At 33.5% G+C, this 18,032-nt stretch carries 16 protein-coding genes; 3 read left to right on the top strand and 13 right to left on the bottom strand.

Translation table 11 applies throughout. From position 1 onward, the window contains the following. Positions 1-66 precede the first annotated feature (66 nt). The 8 genes from carB to ACTS9J_RS04475 form a co-directional block, all read right to left on the bottom strand. The gene (gene carB / locus ACTS9J_RS04510; RefSeq protein WP_448352919.1) at positions 67-3,297 is read right to left on the bottom strand and encodes a carbamoyl-phosphate synthase (glutamine-hydrolyzing) large subunit; all 3,231 of its coding nucleotides are present in this window, start codon (positions 3,295-3,297) and stop codon (positions 67-69) included. An 11-nt stretch (positions 3,298-3,308) separates the two neighbouring features. Continuing rightward, complete coding sequence (gene carA, locus ACTS9J_RS04505; protein ID WP_280063111.1) at positions 3,309-4,397, bottom strand: glutamine-hydrolyzing carbamoyl-phosphate synthase small subunit; 1,089 nt, start codon at positions 4,395-4,397, stop codon at positions 3,309-3,311. Further along, a complete protein-coding gene (locus ACTS9J_RS04500) occupies positions 4,390-5,526 on the bottom strand; it encodes an aspartate aminotransferase family protein (protein ID WP_291064234.1) in 1,137 nt (378 codons plus the stop codon). Before ACTS9J_RS04500 ends, carA begins: the two co-directional genes overlap by 8 nt. Before the next feature lie 36 nt (positions 5,527-5,562). Continuing rightward, a complete protein-coding gene (locus ACTS9J_RS04495; RefSeq protein WP_313253396.1) occupies positions 5,563-5,922 on the bottom strand; it encodes a four helix bundle protein in 360 nt (119 codons plus the stop codon). 33 nt (positions 5,923-5,955) lie between these two features. Further along, a complete protein-coding gene (gene argC, locus ACTS9J_RS04490; protein WP_291064232.1) occupies positions 5,956-6,942 on the bottom strand; it encodes an N-acetyl-gamma-glutamyl-phosphate reductase in 987 nt (328 codons plus the stop codon). A gap of 95 nt (positions 6,943-7,037) precedes the next feature. Then, positions 7,038-8,219 (bottom strand): argininosuccinate synthase, encoded by a 1,182-nt coding sequence (argG, locus tag ACTS9J_RS04485; protein WP_286496058.1) that lies wholly within the window; start codon positions 8,217-8,219, stop codon positions 7,038-7,040. Between the two features lie 7 nt (positions 8,220-8,226). Further along, complete coding sequence (locus ACTS9J_RS04480) at positions 8,227-8,679, bottom strand: arginine repressor (RefSeq protein WP_221854616.1); 453 nt, start codon at positions 8,677-8,679, stop codon at positions 8,227-8,229. 70 nt (positions 8,680-8,749) lie between these two features. Beyond that, positions 8,750-9,328, bottom strand: coding sequence for a GNAT family N-acetyltransferase (locus ACTS9J_RS04475; protein WP_219034927.1), 579 nt, complete (start codon positions 9,326-9,328; stop codon positions 8,750-8,752). Positions 9,329-9,579: 251 nt separating this feature from the next. Here ACTS9J_RS04475 and argB point away from each other — a divergent pair, with 251 nt between their 5' ends. Both argB and ACTS9J_RS04465 read left to right on the top strand, forming a co-directional pair. Next, positions 9,580-10,347, top strand: a complete 768-nt coding sequence (argB, locus tag ACTS9J_RS04470) for an acetylglutamate kinase (protein ID WP_291064836.1) — start codon at positions 9,580-9,582, stop codon at positions 10,345-10,347. Then, positions 10,341-11,408, top strand: a complete 1,068-nt coding sequence (locus tag ACTS9J_RS04465; protein ID WP_416410995.1) for a M20 family metallo-hydrolase — start codon at positions 10,341-10,343, stop codon at positions 11,406-11,408. Before argB ends, ACTS9J_RS04465 begins: the two co-directional genes overlap by 7 nt. A 175-nt stretch (positions 11,409-11,583) precedes the next feature. Here the strand turns inward: ACTS9J_RS04465 and ACTS9J_RS04460 are convergent, their stop codons facing one another. The 4 genes from ACTS9J_RS04460 to ACTS9J_RS04445 form a co-directional block, all read right to left on the bottom strand. Continuing rightward, positions 11,584-12,531 carry a hypothetical protein gene (locus tag ACTS9J_RS04460; protein WP_038336862.1) on the bottom strand — a complete coding sequence of 316 codons (948 nt, stop codon included), beginning with the start codon at positions 12,529-12,531 and terminating at the stop codon, positions 11,584-11,586. 32 nt (positions 12,532-12,563) lie between these two features. After that, a complete protein-coding gene (locus ACTS9J_RS04455; RefSeq protein WP_038336863.1) occupies positions 12,564-13,091 on the bottom strand; it encodes an ExbD/TolR family protein in 528 nt (175 codons plus the stop codon). Between the two features lie 18 nt (positions 13,092-13,109). Next, a complete protein-coding gene (locus ACTS9J_RS04450; RefSeq protein WP_280037740.1) occupies positions 13,110-13,700 on the bottom strand; it encodes a biopolymer transporter ExbD in 591 nt (196 codons plus the stop codon). Positions 13,701-13,788: 88 nt separating this feature from the next. Next, positions 13,789-14,601, bottom strand: coding sequence for a MotA/TolQ/ExbB proton channel family protein (locus ACTS9J_RS04445; protein ID WP_038336866.1), 813 nt, complete (start codon positions 14,599-14,601; stop codon positions 13,789-13,791). Positions 14,602-14,924: 323 nt separating this feature from the next. Here ACTS9J_RS04445 and ACTS9J_RS04440 point away from each other — a divergent pair, with 323 nt between their 5' ends. Further along, positions 14,925-17,066, top strand: coding sequence for a type IA DNA topoisomerase (locus ACTS9J_RS04440; RefSeq protein ID WP_416410994.1), 2,142 nt, complete (start codon positions 14,925-14,927; stop codon positions 17,064-17,066). Between the two features lie 31 nt (positions 17,067-17,097). On the opposite strand, the gene ACTS9J_RS04435 is transcribed toward ACTS9J_RS04440, so the two are convergent. Then, entirely contained in the window at positions 17,098-18,012 is a 915-nt protein-coding gene (locus ACTS9J_RS04435; RefSeq protein ID WP_448352918.1) for a helix-turn-helix transcriptional regulator, read from the bottom strand. Between the last annotated feature and the right edge of the window lie 20 nt (positions 18,013-18,032).

The following is an 18,032-nucleotide window of genomic DNA, read 5'->3' as shown; positions in this document are numbered from 1 at the left end:
AAAATAACATAAAAAAAGCCTCGCAAATGCGAGGCTTTCTAACTTCTAATATCTAGATTCTAATTTCTATTTATTACGGTATTCATTCCAAGTTTTGATTTTTAAATCATCCATCGATAATTTTGTAAATGCATTAATGAAAGCCGAAGCTAAACGTGCATTTGTTACCAACGGAATATTGAAATCTACAGCTGTACGACGAATTTGATAATCGTTGTCTAATTCCGCTTTTGTTAAGTTTTTCGGAATGTTGATCACCATATCAATTTTCTTGTCATGTAAATAAGACATTACATTTGGCTCTTTTTTATCAGAAGGCCAGTAAACAAGCGTAGAATACACATCATTTTCTGTAAAAAATTTGTGCGTTCCTTCTGTTGCATAAATTTTGTAACCTTTTGCGATTAATTGTTTCGCAGGCTCTAATAAAGCAACTTTAGAAGCAATTGGTCCACCAGAAATTAAAACGGTTTTCTCAGGAATTTCATATCCAACAGATAACATTGATTTTAATAAAGCTTCTTCTGCTGTATCACCGATACACCCTACTTCTCCTGTCGAAGACATGTCAACTGATAAAACTGGGTCAGCTCCTGCTAAACGTGTAAATGAGAACTGAGAAGCTTTCACTCCTACATAATCTAAATCGTAAACGACTTCTGAATGTCCTTTTTTTACTTCTAATCCTAATAAAACTTTTGTTGCTTTTTCGATTAAATTATTTCCTGCAACTTTCGATACGAATGGAAACGAACGAGAAGCACGAATATTAGTTTCGATAACACGAACTGTATTATTTTTTGATAAAAACTGAATGTTCATTGGTCCAGAAATTTCGAAACGTTTTGCAATTTTCGCTGCAACTTTACGCATTTGACGAATTGTTTCGATGTACACTTTTTGTGGTGGATAATACATTGTTGCATCTCCTGAGTGAACTCCCGCAAATTCTACGTGTTCAGAAACTGCGTAATCTACAATTTCTCCATTTTGACAAACTGCATCCAACTCAATTTCTTTTGCTCCTTGTACGAATTCTGAAACTACAACTGGATAATCAGGAGAAACTTCTTTCGCTAATTTCAAGAAAGCATCTAGCTCATGTATATTCGAAACTACGTTCATCGCAGCTCCAGATAAGACATAAGAAGGACGAATTAACACTGGGAAATTAACTTCTTCCACAAATTTGTGAATCGCTTCTAAAGAAGAAAGCTCTTTCCAACGTGGTTGATCGATTCCTAATTCATCTAATATTTCTGAGAATTTGTGACGATTTTCTGCATCATCAATTCTTAAAGGAGAAGTTCCTAAAATATTAATTGATTGATCGTACAATTTCATCGCTAAGTTATTCGGAATTTGACCTCCTGTCGAAATAATTGTTCCTTTAGGTTGTTCAAAATCTAAAATATCCATTACACGTTCAAAAGACAATTCTTCGAAGTATAAACGATCTGACTCATCATAATCTGTCGAAACCGTTTCTGGATTATAGTTGATGATAATTGTTTTGTAACCATTTTTTGATGCTGTATGCGCTGCATTTACAGAACACCAGTCAAACTCTACAGACGAACCAATACGATAAACTCCAGATCCTAAAATACAAACTGCTTTCTCAGTTTCTGGCTCCAAATCATTTTCAGTTCCGTGATAGGTTACATATAAATAATTTGTTTGTGCTGGGAATTCTGCTGCTAACGTATCAATTTGTTTTACAACAGGTTTAATTCCGAAGTTTTTACGTAATTCACGAACTGTTAATTCGTTTCTGTGTACGTTTTGATCTCCTTTTACTAAAACTGCAATTTGTTGATCCGAGAATCCTAATAATTTTGCACGTTTTACTAAATCTGCTTCAACTTGTTCAAATCTTTCTAATGCTTCAAATTCTTTTGATACATTAAAAATTCTTTCTAAACGTTGTAAAAACCATAAATCGATTTTTGTTAAATCGTGAATTTTTTCAATCGAATATCCCGCTTTGAAAGCTTCAGTAATCGCATATAAACGCTCGTCATTTGGCTCAGCTAACCACGTATCCAAAGATTCACCTTCTGGAATTTTGAATCCATTTGCTACGAAACCTCTATGTCCGATGTCTAACATACGAACTCCTTTCTGAATTGCTTCCTCGAAAGAACGTCCAACTGCCATTACTTCTCCAACAGATTTCATTGCAGAACCAATGTTACGACGAACTCCGTAGAATTTATTTAAATCCCAACGAGGCAATTTCACCACACAATAATCTAACGCTGGCTCGAACATCGCAGATGTCGTTTGCGTTACACTATTTTTCAACTCATCTAAAGAATAACCTAATGCCAATTTAGCAGCCACGAAAGCTAAAGGATAACCTGTTGCTTTTGACGCCAAAGCTGACGAACGAGATAAACGAGCGTTCACCTCAATTACACGATATTCCTCAGAAACTGTGTCGAAAGCATACTGAATGTTACACTCTCCAACTACGCCAAGGTGACGAATTGTACGGATGGCAACTTCACGTAATTTGTGATATTCTGAATTTGATAAAGTTTGAGAAGGCGCAATAACGATTGACTCTCCCGTATGAACTCCAATCGGATCGAAGTTCTCCATGTTACAAACTGTGATACAGTTATCGTAAGAATCACGCACTACTTCGTACTCGATCTCTTTCCAACCTTTTAATGATTCTTCCACTAAAACTTGAGAAGAATAATTGAAAGCTTTTTCAACTAATTCTAATAATTCTTCTTCGTTATTTGCGAAACCAGAGCCTAAACCTCCTAAAGCGTACGCTGCACGAATGATTAATGGGAAACCGATGCGTTTACCAGCTGCCATTGCGTCTTCTACAGTTTCTACTGCTTCTGAACGAGCAGTTAAAACACCAATTTGGTCTAATTTTTCGATGAAAATATCACGATCTTCCGTTGCTTCAATTACTGGAATTTGAGTTCCTAAAACCTCAACACCATATTTCTCGAATATATTTTCTTTATTTAATTCAACCGCACAGTTTAAAGCTGTTTGTCCTCCAAAGGCTACTAAAACTCCGTCTGGTTTTTCTTTTTGAATAACTTTTTCTACAAAGTAAGGTGTTACAGGTAAGAAATAAACTTCGTCTGCAATACCTTCAGAAGTTTGAACAGTTGCAATATTTGGATTGATTAAAACTGTTTTAATTCCTTCTTCTTTTAACGCTTTTAACGCTTGCGAACCAGAGTAATCAAACTCACCTGCTTGACCAATTTTTAATGCTCCTGATCCTAATACTAATACTTTTTTAATATCTTTTTTTAACATCGTGATTCTGATTATGCGTTTGCGTTTTTATATTTTTTTACTTCTTCGATGAATTCATCAAATAAATATTCTGTATCAACTGGTCCTCCCATTGCTTCTGGGTGGAATTGAACTGTAAAGATTGGTTTTGATTCGTGACGAATTCCTTCACACGTTCCATCATTTAAGTTCGTAAAGAATGTTTTAAATCCTTCTGGTAATTTAGAATCATCTACTGCGAAACCGTGGTTTTGAGATGTAATAAAACATCTTTTTGTTCCAACTAATTGTACAGGTTGATTATGTGAACGGTGTCCGTATTTTAATTTGAAAGTAGATGCTCCAGCAGCTAAACTAACCAATTGATTTCCTAAACAAATTCCGAAAATTGGTTTATCTCCTTTCAAAGATTCTTTGATATTATTAATTGTAGGAATACATAAAGCTGGATCACCAGGTCCATTCGAAATAAATAATCCATCATATTCTAATGTTGAATAATCATAATCCCAAGGAACTCGAATTACCTCAACATCACGATTTACAAAACAACGGATGATGTTATTTTTCACTCCACAATCAATCAAAACAATTTTGATATCAGCACCTTCGTTGTAACGAATCACTTCTTTACAAGAAACTTGATCTACTAAATTATCTTCGTTCGGATCGTAATATGCGACATCTGTATCAGCAACAATTTTTCCTAAAGTAGAACCTTGCTCACGTAATTTTTTTGTAATCATACGTGTATCAACACCATAAATACCAGGAATGTTTTGACTTTCTAACCAAGCTCCTAATTTTTGAATAGCGTTCCAATGCGAATAATCATCAGCATAATAAGAAACAACCAAACCAGTTACTTGAATTTGGTTCGATTCCATCCAAGCTTCAATTTCATTAATCATTGCTTTATCATCTGGAACACCATAGTTTCCGATCATTGGAGCTGTCATCACCATAATCTGCCCTTTGTAAGAAGGGTCAGTCAAACTTTCATTATATCCAACCAAAGCTGTGTTGAATACTACTTCTCCTGCGGCAGAAGTATACGCACCGAAAGATTTTCCTTCGATTTCTAATCCGTCTTGGAATACTAATTTTACTGTCTTATCCATTGATGATAATGTTAATTTCAGTTTCTAAAGCTGATATGAATTTATCTATGTATTGTTTTGTTACTGTTAAAGGTGGCAATAAACGAATAACGTTTGTACCAGCGTAGCCTACAAAAATATTGTGTTTTGTAACTAAGTTATTTTTTAATTCGCCGATTGGGAAATCAAACTCGATTCCAATCATTGATCCTCGACCACGAACTTCTTTAATTTTTGGAAATTTATTTAATTGGATTCCAACATATTCTCCAATTTCTTTTGCATTTTCGATTAAGTTTTCTTGCTCAATCACATCTAAAACGGCTACCGCTGCAGCACAAGCTAAATGATTTCCTCCAAAAGTTGTTCCTAATAATCCGTAAGAAGCTTTAAATTCTGGAGAGATTAAAACTCCACCGATTGGAAATCCGTTCCCCATTCCTTTTGCCATCGTAATCAAATCTGCTTTGATACATGAATGTTGATGCGCAAAGAATTTCCCAGATCGTCCATAACCACATTGAATTTCATCTGCGATTAAAACCACTCCATTTTCTGTACATACTTTTCTTAATTCTTGTACAAATTCGTCAGAAGGTAAAATGATTCCTCCAACTCCTTGAATTGGTTCGTAAATAACCGCTGCAACATCTCCTCCAGCAATTACTTCTTTCACTGCATCAATATTATATTCTACGAAAGATACTTTGTGATGAGCATTGTAAGGCGCAACAATTTTTGGATTATCTGTTAGCGCAACTGTTCCAGAAGTACGTCCATGAAACGCATCTTTGAACGCAATTACACGATCTTTTCCTGTATGAAAAGATGCTAATTTCACTGCATTTTCGTTAGCTTCTGCTCCAGAGTTAATCAAGAATAAAGTATAATCTTCGTAACCTGATGCTTTACCTAATTTTTCTGCTAATTCTTGCTGAATCGGAATATTAACTGAGTTCGAATAAAACCCGATATTATTAATTTGTTCTGTTAATTTCTCAACATAATATGGATGAGAGTGACCGATAGAAATCACTGCGTGACCTCCATAAAGGTCCAAATATTCTTTTCCGCTTTCGTCCCAAAGTATACAATCTTTAGCTTTAACCGGAGTTACATTCATTAATGGATATACGTCGAATAGTTTCATTTAATAAGTTTTAAGTGATGAGTTTTGAGTAATGAGTTAAGCGCTTGTTCTAATTTTATTTATTAATCCAATTAGCATTGCTTTAATTTCATTACACTCATCCGTTAATTTTGAATATTCTTCAATATTTATATAATTCAAATCTTTAGCTAACAAAATAAAGTATGTAACTTCATTTAAAGAGCCTAAAGAAATATTTAAAAATTGAGCAAAGTCTTTATTTGAGTTTCTTCCACAACCTTCTGCAATATTTGCAGGTATAAAAGATGATGCTCTTTTGATTTGAGAAATTAATCCAAATTGTTCTTCTTTTGGAAATTGATTTACAATTTTATATAAATCTAAAACCAAGAGATGTGAACGATACCAAACTTGTAATTTTCTATAATCTTGCATACTCAAAACTTATAACTCAATACTCACAACTTTTTAAAACGCCACCGTTTTAAGATTAAGTCCTAAGTTTTCTTCCCAACCGAACATCAAGTTCATGTTTTCTACGGCTTGTCCAGATGCACCTTTTGTTAAGTTATCAATGATAGAAGTAATTAACAATATATCATCTTGTTTCTGTACGTGTAAAAAACATTTGTTGGTATTTACAACTTGTTTCAGAGCGATTGGAGCATCAGAAACGTGTGTAAAAGGCTCATTTTTGTAATATTCGTTGAAGATATTTTTTGATTCTTCTTCTGATAAATCAGATTTTAAATAAACACCTGCTAAAATTCCGCGCGCAAAATCTCCTCGCATTGGTAAAAAATATACTTTGTTATTGAAATCTTTTTGTAATTGATTCAATGTTTGGTAAATTTCACCTTCATGTTGATGTGTAAATTCTTTGTAGAAAGAAACGTTATTATTTCGCCAACTAAAGTGCGTAGAAGCAGATAAACTTTGTCCGGCACCTGTAGAACCCGTTACAGCATTGATGTGAATATCATTTTTGATTTCATTTTTCGCTGCCAATGGTAACAATGCTAATTGAATAGCTGTTGCAAAACAACCTGGATTTGCAATATTTTGAGCTGTTTTGATTGCTTCGCGGTCTAATTCTGGTAAACCGTAAACAAACGTTCTATCTTCGAAAATGTGGTTCGCATTTAATCGAAAATCGTTACTCAAATCAATAATTTTTGTGTTCGCTGAGTATTTATTGTTCTGTAAAAACTCTGCCGATTTTCCGTGACCAAGGCATAAAAAAACGACATCAGCATTTTCGTCTATTTTATTCGAAAATACGATGTCAGTTTCTCCAAACAAATCGTCGTGCACTTTGGTAACGGGGTTGCCTGCATTTGATGTACTGTACACAGACGAAATATTAACCATCGGATGATGTATCAATATTCTTAGCAGTTCGCCTGCTGTGTAGCCAGCACCTCCTACAATGCTTACGTTAATTTTGTTTGTCATTTGTTATGTTTTGCGCGTGTTTTTTTTAAGGTATAATACCTATACTATATTTCTAAAATAAAGTGGACTCGTTGGAATCCACTTTAAAGAATCAATTAATCGAAACTATGAACAATCTTTAATTGATTACCGAATATTTTGATGAAACCTCTTGCATCTCTACTGTCCCAAGCTTCGTTTTCTTCTCCATAAGTAGCGACTTTAGATTGCATCATATCATAAGGCGATTCTATTCCAATCATTGAGAAATGATAAGGATTTAATTGTACTTTCACTTTTCCTGTTACATGATTTTGAGAAGATTCTAAGAATGCTTCGATATCACGCATTACTGGATCCAAGTATTGAGCTTCGTGTAATAAAGTTCCGTACCAGTTTGATAACGAATCTTTGTGCAACAATTGCCATCTTGTAAGTGTATGTTTTTCTAATAAGTGGTGTGCTTTGATTAATAAATAAGCTGCTGGCGCTTCAAAACCTACACGTCCTTTGATACCTAAAATTGTATCTCCTACGTGGATGTCGCGACCAATTGCGTATTCACCTCCGATTTCGTTTAATTTTTGAATTAAAGCTACTGGAGATAATTTTTCTCCATCTAAAGCAGTTGGAATACCTTTCTCAAATTCAATTTCGATAACAGATGGTTCTGTTCTTGATAATTGTGTTGGATAAGCATCTTCTGGCAACGCTTGGTTAGATGTTAATGTTTCAACTCCACCAACAGATGTTCCCCAAATCCCTCTGTTAATAGAGTATTTAGCTTTTTCCCAACTATAGTTTACACCATTTGCTTGTAAATATTCAACCTCTTGTTGACGAGATAATTTTTCGTCACGAATTGGTGTAATGATTTTAGATTGTGGTGAGATAACTGCAAAAGCAACATCAAAACGAATTTGATCATTTCCTGCTCCTGTAGATCCATGTACAATGTATTCTGCATCTACATCTTTTGCATACTGAGCAATTGCAATTGACTGAAACATACGTTCTGCACTTACTGATAATGGGTAAGTGTTATTTTTCAAGATGTTTCCGTAGATTAAGTAGCGAACACAATCGTTGTAATATTTGTCTGTAATATCAATTGTAACGTGTTTAGAAGATCCTAATTCGTAGGCACGTTCTTCGATATCTTTTAACTCTTCTGCCGAAAATCCACCAGTATTTACAATTACTGTATGCACTTCCATTCCTTGATCTTTTGTTAAGTTAACCAAACAGTACGATGTATCTAAACCTCCACTGTAAGCTAAAACTGCTTTGTTGCTCATTGTTTGTTTATTTGTTTATATTGGGAATAATTCTTCTTAATTCATTGGTAACCTCTTCACGACTACTCTCTTCTTTCATTACGATTAATACCGTATCGTCTCCAGCAATTGTTCCAATTATTGTATTGAAATGTGTGTTGTCAATCTCAAAAGCGATTCTGTTTGCATAACCTGGTTTTGTTTTGATAACTCCCAAATTTTTAGAGAAAATCAAACTTGCATTTTCGTTATGTGTAACGGTTGCCGTTGGAACAGCACTTTCTGTAAGGCGATAAATGTATTGTCCCGAACTATTAGGAACTTTTGAAACTTTCAATTCGCGCAAATCTCTCGATAAAGTTGCTTGAGTAACTGTGATCTCTAAATCAATTAATTTTTTTAATAATTCGTCTTGATTACTTATTTCTTGATCTGTTATTAAATCTTTTATAATCTGGAATCTGTATTTTTTATTACTCATTTTGAATATTTATTCGAAATTTTATGCAAATATACTCATTTTAGACAAAAAAAAACCTTAGTTCGTATATTTATTCATTTTCTTTTTTTGATTGATTTGCCAATGCACGCTTAGCGTACTCGTCATCAAGGTTATCATAAACCAATCCTGTGCAAATACAACGCTCGCGATCATTTTCCATCAAGATGTGATAGTTTTTACAACTTTTACATCCATTCCAAAATTCATCCGATTGTGTTAATTCCGAAAATGTTACTGGCTTGTATCCTAATTTTGTGTTCATACGCATTACAGCTAAAGAAGTTGTAATACTAAAGATTTTTGATTTCGGGAATTTTGTACGTGACAATTCAAAAACAGCGTGTTTTATTTCGCGTCCAATTCCTGAACTCCTTAAATCTGTACGAACAATTAAACCTGAGTTTACGACGAATTTTTCTTCTTCGTACGTTTCTATGTAGCTAAACCCTGCTATTTGATCATCATCATCAAAAGCAATCACAGCATTTCCATTACGCATTTTGCGTTCAAGATAAACTGGATTTCGTTTAGCAATACCCGTTTTTCTCATACGAGCTGATTCTTCGTACCATTCGCACAACAATTCTGTGTACTTGGCATCATCTGCATTTGCTATTCTAACATACATAATTTAAGGGAAAGTCGATTAATAAAGAGGAATTGAGAAAAGATGACCTTTTGTCATCACACTTAAGTAAAATATGAGAACCAAAAGGTGCGCTTTCATTACGAAAGCCACTCTCATAATTGAGAAGAACAATTTCAGTAATTTCTTCCATTAATCAACAAGATATTCAGTTATTATACTGAGATGCAAAGTTAAATATTATATTTTTGTATCACCAAAAAAAAGCAAACAAAATTTACATATTTATTAAAATGTTGAAAATTATTAAAATAGGAGGCGGAATTATCGATAACGAGCAAGACTTAGAACAATTCCTACAAACGTTTTCCGAAATTAAAGAACCTAAAATTTTGGTTCATGGAGGAGGAAAAGGTGCTTCGAAGATGTTAAATCAATTGGGAATCGAACCAAAAATGATCGAAGGTCGTCGCATTACAGACAAACCAACGTTGGATGTTGTGACAGGATTATATGCTGGAAATTTGAACAAATCTATCGTTTCTAAATTACAAGAATTTGGATGCAATGCATTAGGTTTATCTGGTGCAGATGGTAATGCAATCAAAGGTTCTAAGCGTCCTGTAAAAACTATTGATTATGGTTTTGTTGGAGATTTGAATGATGAAAGTGTCAACAAAGAATTATTTCAATTATTAATTGATAACAATATCACATCAGTAGTTTGTGCGATTACACATGATGGAAGTGGACAATTGTTGAACACAAATGCAGATACTATTGCATCTACAATTGCGGTTGCTATGTCACAAGAAAATGAAGTAGAATTAAATTTCTGTTTTGATAGAATTGGCGTACTTCGTGATGTAAATGATGACACAACATTGATCCCAAAAATTAACGAAACTTTATATTTGCAGTTAAAAGAAGAAGGTGTAATTTTCGAAGGAATGCTTCCTAAATTAGACAATTCATTCAAAGTAATCAATGCGGGTGTAAAAAATGTATGTTTGGTACACGCGCGCAACATTAACTCAGAGATTAAAACAATTTTATGTTAGAATTAGCTGTTCTCAAAAAGAAAGCTGTCGATTTATTATGTCAATTAATCGAAACTCAATCTTTTTCGAGCGAAGAAGATAAAACGGCCGATATTATTTTCAAGTTTTTAACTGATCATGGTGCTACCGCTCATCGTCAGAATAACAATGTTTGGAGTATTCATCCAAATTTTGATGAGAACAAAAAAACAATTTTATTAAACTCTCATCACGACACTGTAAAATTTGGCTCTTCTTGGACATATGATCCATTGAAAGCTACAATCGAAGGTGATAAATTAGTAGGTTTAGGAAGTAACGATGCAGGAGCTTCTGCGGTAAGTTTATTAGCTACTTATATCAATTTTTTGAATGATGATTTACCATTTAATCTAATTGTCGCAATCACAGCTGAAGAAGAAAGTTCAGGGCAATTAAATGTTGCAAGTATTTTACCTAATTTACCAAAAATCGATTTGGGAATTGTAGGTGAACCTACGCAAATGGACATGGCAATTGCAGAACGTGGTTTAGTTGTAATGGACGTAATTGTAAAAGGAAAAACTGGACATGCTGCAAGAAACGAAGGTGTAAATGCAATTTACGAAGCGATTGATGTGATGAATTGGTTCAAAACGTATCAATTCGAAAGAGTTTCTGATATGTTAGGACCAGTAAAAATGACGGTTACACAAATTGAAGCAGGAAAGCAACACAATGTAGTGCCAGATGAATGTCGTTTGGTTGTAGATTGTCGTGTAAACGAATTATATTCAAATCCAGAAGTTGTTGATATTATTTCAAGTTATTTGCCAAAAGCAGAAGTTAAAGCACGTTCGTTGCGTTTAAATTCTTCACGTATTTCAGAAAATCATCCAATTGTACAAAAAGGAATCGAATTAGGTTGTACAACATATGGTTCGCCAACAATGTCGGATCAAGCAATGATGAATTTCGAAACGGTAAAAATGGGACCTGGAGATTCAGCTCGTTCTCATACACCAGACGAATATATTTATTTATCCGAAATAGAACATGGAATTGAACGATATACAAGTTTATTAAAAGATTTTACGTTTTAAATTAAGAATAAACTCTTATAATCGAAAAAGCATCTTCTTACAATTGAAGATGCTTTTTAATTTTATCAAAACTGATAATTAAAACCTGCAAAACATAAAGATATGTTCTAAAAATTAAACACAAAAAAAGAGGCTAATTAATTTTAGCCTCTTTTTTTATATATGAAATTAAGTCTTACTCAATTTGCATTTTAACTGGAATGTTGAAATTCAACTTCGCAGCACGACCATCTTCTGTTTGAGCAGGTTTGATCGTTTTCCCTCTTTTTTGTTGACGTTGTGTAATACGCTCTAAAGCTTTTTTAGCTTCAGGACCTAACTTAGCATCACCCATTGGAGAAATTCCAACGATTCTACCTTCAGTGTCAATTTGGAAAGAAAGTTTAGCAGCTACTACACCAGATAAACCTTGACCAGCAGCGTCATTCGCAAAATCTTGCAACTCGTCTTGTAAATCTTGTGATAACTTTTTAGATAAACAGTCTGTTGCAGCTTGTTTACCTTTTGCAGCATCTTTCTCACAACCAGGATATACCGCCATTACAGCCGCTGTACGAGCAGTTACTGTAGATGGAGCTGCAGGTTCTGTACCTTTCCCTGGATTAGGAGTACTTGGTGTATCCTTTGGTGCTTCTTTTTTAGTATTTACTTCATTAGCACCTCCAGTTTGTGTTGTTGATTTTGGCCCTTCTCTATCTACTAAACCTAAATCTTTATCGGCCATTTCCTTTACTTCGACAATAGGCTCTTCTTTTTTAGGCTGAGCTTTAGGTTCTGGCATAACCACTCTAACCTGAGCTGTTTCTTCTTGATATCTTTGTTCTGGCTCTGGCTTTGGTGGCTCTGGTTCAACCACTTCTTCCTCTTTTGGAGGCTCAGGAATATTCAAATCCTCAAGCTGAACATCTACGACTACGTCTTCTGACTTTTTACTTTCAAACAAACCTGTTGCAGAAGCAATAAGACCAAAAGCTAAAATCGCAATTACTATAAATCCACGAATGAAAGCTTTCAATAATGTACTCTTCTCAGACATTCTCATGTCATAAGCTCCATACGCTTTATTTCTACCTTCAAATACAATCTCGTCTAAGGATTTTAGTTTGTTGTTATTTTCTGACATTTTAATTCTTTTAAATTTAACAATTAAACTAATTATTTACCTACTTTTTCGTCGAACACTTTTTGTTCAAAAGGTGCAACAGGTACGATTCCGTAACGAGTAGACTTTGTAATTTCCATTTCATCTAAGATAGTTACTAAATTATCATACGTAGCATCATCCATAGGTTTGATAATTACAGTAAACTTATCTTTATCTGCTCTACCTTGTGCTGCTGTAATAACATCACGAATTTTAGAGTAGTCAGTTTCATTTAGAGTTCCTCCGTTTAATCCTGCCTGATCTTGTTGATGCCAAAATAACTTATTATCCTTTCCAATTAAAATTGATATAGAATTATTCAATTTTATTTCTGGTTTATCAGTTGGATCTAATTTGTCAATTTTTGGAGGCATATTCAAGTTCATTACATTTGGTTTGATCGATGTCGCCGCAAACATAAAGAAAGTAATTAATAAGAAACCTAAATCAACCAAAGGAGCCATATCGACTTTCGTCGAATTCTTTTTGGAACGGACTTTCTTTCCGCCACCGTCATCGTGACTTTCTATTTGTGCCATTTTCTAATTTCTTAATAATTATTCTTGAGATGTAATTAACTGGAACTTATTCATATTTTTCATTTGCAATTGTTGAATCAAATTCTTGAATTGAATATATTCAGATTTTTGATCCCCTTTAATTGCCAAGAAAATATCTGGGTTCACTTCTTTTGCTTCAAATACCCAATCAATTAATTCTTGATTTTTGTTCGGTATCGTATCTAATGGAATACCTGGATGATATGATTGTTGTTTATCAGTAGACTGATTCAAATAATTTCTCATCTCTTTCATTGGTACACCAAACTCTACTATGCTTTTGAATGCATTCTTTTCAGCATCTGTAAACTTTACTCCGTACTTATCACCCATTCTTTCTAATGTAGGAATACGATCTTTTTCTTCTAATCCGAATAAGAACTTACCTTCACCATCAATTTTAATGATCATCATGTTTTCAGCAGCCATTTTTTGGTTCGAAACAGATGTTGGTGTTACGACAGGAACAACTTCAGGTTCTCTAAAGTTAGATGTCAAAATAAAGAAAGTTAACAAAAGCCAAGCCATGTCAGACATAGCTGTTAAGTCCATCGAAGGACCTCTTCTTTTTGGTTTTACTCTTGCCATTTTCTCTGTATTATTAATTAATATTCTAAATTGTTTGTTGTTTGATTTTGTCCTTATACTATCCTTCTAAGGCTTCGTCAATTGAATATTAATTGTGAGCAGAGAAAGATTGTTGGATACTCATTCCTACTTCGTCAATTTTGAATGTTAAATCATCAATTTTAGAAGTTAAGAAAGCATACATAATAATAGCGAATGCAGAAGCACCAATACCCATACCTGTATTAATTAAGGCTTCGGCAATACCTACTGATAATTGAGCTGCATCTGGAGATCCTCCTCCTTCACCTAATGCGAAGAATGCTTTAATCATACCGATTACTGTACCCATTAAGGCAATTAACGTACCTACAGAAGCAATTGTAGAGATAATAGTCATGTTTTTCTCTAATGTTGGCATTTCTAATGTAGTCGCTTCTTCTAACGTTTTACCTAATTGAGCTAATTTTTGCTCTTTGTTTAACGTTGTGTCGTTTTCTAAAGCTTTGTAAGTTGTTAAACCTTCTTTAACTACGTTACCTACAGCTCCTTTTTGTTTGTCACATAATTCGATTGCTTTGTTAACTTCATTTTTGTTTAATAAAGCACGAATGTCATTTACAAACTTCTCAGCAGATCCAGTTCCTTTTGCTTTGTTTAAAGCGATAACACGGTCAATAGAGAAAACGATTACCATAAAGAAGAAAGACATTAAGAATGGAATAATCACCCCTCCTTTATGAATAATTCCTAAAAAGTTCAAAGGATTACCTTTTTCTACATCACCTCCTTCGAAATTACCTTCTGCTCCAAATACAAACTTGAAAATCCCCATTGCGATTGCAATTAAAATGATCATAGTAATCACAGGGTTAAGACCTCCCTTTTTAGTTTTAGCTGGTACTGTTACATTCTTTTCCATTTACTAATTCTTTTAAATATTATGATTTTTATTAATGTGGGTGTAAATTAAGTGAAAATTTTTTAATTCTTCTAAATTTTTTACGTTGTTATCATATTAAATTTTCAATCTACTTGAAATCAATAGAATTTTTTACTGATTTGACAATTAAAAAATAATCAAAACAATATATCTAATATTAAACAATGTATAATTTTATTAAAATCAGCCTTTCCACAAAAAATAACCTATCGCAAATTTATTCAATAATTATACATATTTATATTTTTTTTTAAGAATTAAATTATTATTTTGACTTTTGCACTTCAATAATTATAAATGCTATGAAAGTTTGTATTGCCGAAAAACCTAGTGTTGCTAAAGATATCGCAAAAGTAATTGGTGCGAATCAAAAGCACGATGGATACTATGAAGGAAATGGATTTCAGGTCACTTGGACTTTCGGACACTTGTGTACATTAAAAGAACCGCAAGATTATACACCCGAGTGGAAAAGCTGGGATCTTAATTATTTGCCAATGATTCCGCAAAGTTTCGGAATTAAATTAATTGCAGATAAAGGTGTCTCGAAACAATTTCATATCATCGAAAAATTAGTTACGAACGATCAAGTCGACGAGATAATAAACTGTGGCGATGCTGGACAGGAAGGTGAATTGATACAACGTTGGGTTTTACTTAAAGCGCGTGCTAAAGCGCCAATGAAGCGTTTATGGATTTCTTCGTTGACAGAAGAAGCGATTAAAGAAGGTTTTGATAATTTGAAAGATGGAGAAAAATATTTCAATCTTTTTTCTGCTGGACAAGCGCGTGCGATTGGCGATTGGTTATTAGGAATGAACGCTACACGATTATTTACCAAAAAATTTGCGCCGCCAAAAACGGTTCTTTCTATTGGTCGTGTCCAAACACCTACATTAGCAATGATTGTTCAGCGTCAAAAAGAAATCAATGCGTTTATTATTGAGGAATATTGGGAATTGAAAACGATTTTCAAAGAAGTAGAGTTTAATGCGACAATACCTCGTTTAAAATCTGAAGAAAAAGCCAAACAAGGTTTAGATTTTATAAAAGATCGAGAGTTTGAAATCATTGATTTCGAAGTAAAAGAGGGGCGTGAAAAAAATCCTCGCCTATTCGATTTAACTGCTTTACAAGTAGAAGCGAATAAAAAATATGCGTTTTCGGCAGAAAATACCTTAAAATATATACAAAGTCTTTACGAGAAAAAATTTGTGACCTATCCTCGTGTTGATACCACTTATCTATCGGAAGATATTCATCCTAAAGTTCCTGGAATTTTAAATAAATTAACCGCTTATCAAAATTTGATTGCCCCTTTGATGGCACAACCAATTCCGATGTCGAAAGCAGTTTTTGATAATACAAAAGTAACCGATCACCACGCTATTATTCCTACAGAAATCTTTCCACAAGGTTTATCGAACGAAGAAAAACGTATCTATGATTTGGTTGCACGACGTTTTATTGCTGTTTTTTATCCAGAGTGTAAAGTTGCCAACACAACTGTCGAAGGAAAAGTTGAAAATAATGGAAAAGACGGTCAACTTTCTGCTATAAATTTTAAAGCAACGGGAAAACAAATTCTCGAAATGGGTTGGCGCGAAGTCTATGCAAAAGATAAAAAGGAAGACGAAAAAGATGAGGAAAAAATAATGCCGATTTTTGAGATTGGTGAAAAAGGTCCTCACGAACCATTTATTCACAAAGGAAAAACAACTCCACCAAAACATTATACAGAAGCAACTTTATTGCGAGGAATGGAAACTGCTGGACGACAAGTGGATGATGAAGAAATGCGCGAATTGATGAAAGAAAATGGAATTGGTCGACCTTCTACGCGTGCAAATATTATCGAAACCTTGTTTCGTAGAAAATACATAGAAAAGAAAAAACGTAATATTATCGCCACACAAACTGGTATTGATTTGATTGATACCATTCAAAATGAATTATTAAAATCTCCTGAATTGACAGGTGTTTGGGAACGAAAACTTCGTTTGATTGAAAAAGGTGAATACGAATTAGAACAATTCAAACAAGAATTGATCGAAATGGTTTCGAAACTAACATTTGATGTAAAAAATAGTTATTTCAGACCGATTGCTTCGCATCAAAATTCAGTTCAAACAGAGGAAAAACCTAAAAAGGAACGTAAACCAAAAGAAGAAATTAATTTGGAAGACGCTACTTGCCCAAAATGTAAAACACATAAACTAGTAAAAGGAAAAGCAGCTTATGGTTGTGCAAACTTTGCAGCATGTGGATTCAAAATTCCATTTGAGTTTATGAGTAAAAAATTAACCGATAAACAAATTTTGGATTTGTTAACCAAACAAAAAACTGGCAAAATGGCTGGTTTAATCAATCCTGAAAATGGAGAAAAAGTTACTGGTAAAGCTATTTTTGGAATGAATTTCGATTTAGAATTTGAAGAAATGTAAAAATAAAGTGAGTTTCGAAATTCGAAACTCGCTAATTATATTTCTCCAACGTTTCTTTTAAAATTGTTTTGACTTTTTCTTTCAATTTTTTAGGTTCGATAATTGTAACTGAACGACTCATAGAAAGAATTTCGCTGATAAAATCTTCGGTCAAAAATAATTCTAATCCAATTAAAACTTCATCGTTTTTAGTTTCTAAAATTTGTTGAGATTCATGCAAAGGCAAAGATTCTAAATACGCTGCTTGTTTTTTGGTCACAGAAAGCACTATTTTTTCTGGTTTTTCTGAACATGGAACAATAATCCCGAACGAATATTTGTACTTATCATTGTAATTAAACTCGATATTATCGTCAATTTTATCTCTAAAAATCGAAACTCTATTCATTCGTTCCAAACCAAAATTTTTGACAATTCCTTTATCATCCGCAATCAAATACCATCGGTTATTGTGCTCTCTAATTGCAATTGGAGAAACTTTACGAATCGTTTCTTTTTCCTCTCCAAATTTTTGATAATGAAATTCAATTTTCTTTTTTCCTTGAATTGCTTGTACAATATCTGGTAAAAATTCGGCGCGTTTTGGCTTTCTTTTTTCCAAATACACAATAGATTCGAGCGAATTTGTCAATTTCAAAGCAGAAAAACTATTAATTTCTTCTAAAGTTTTCAGAAATAAATCAGAGCTATAATCGTCTTGAATAATATAATATCCACGCTGACTGCGACTATACATTATATCAATTCCCAATATATTTCTGATTTCTTGAATATCGCGCTGTAATGTACGTTTAGAGAAATTAAACTCTAATGTATCATCATTAAGTTGAAGCATTTCAAATTCTCGTTCCAAAAAACGCTCTAAATCTTCATAAGAACAATATTTTTGTTGTGATAATTTACGAACAATATTGAAATAACGCGCGATATAACCTTGTTTTGACATTGAATTGGAAGTGTTTGAGC

The organism is Empedobacter sp. ULE_I140 (assembly GCF_053482575.1).
This window is presented reverse-complemented; position numbering and strand designations above follow the sequence as displayed.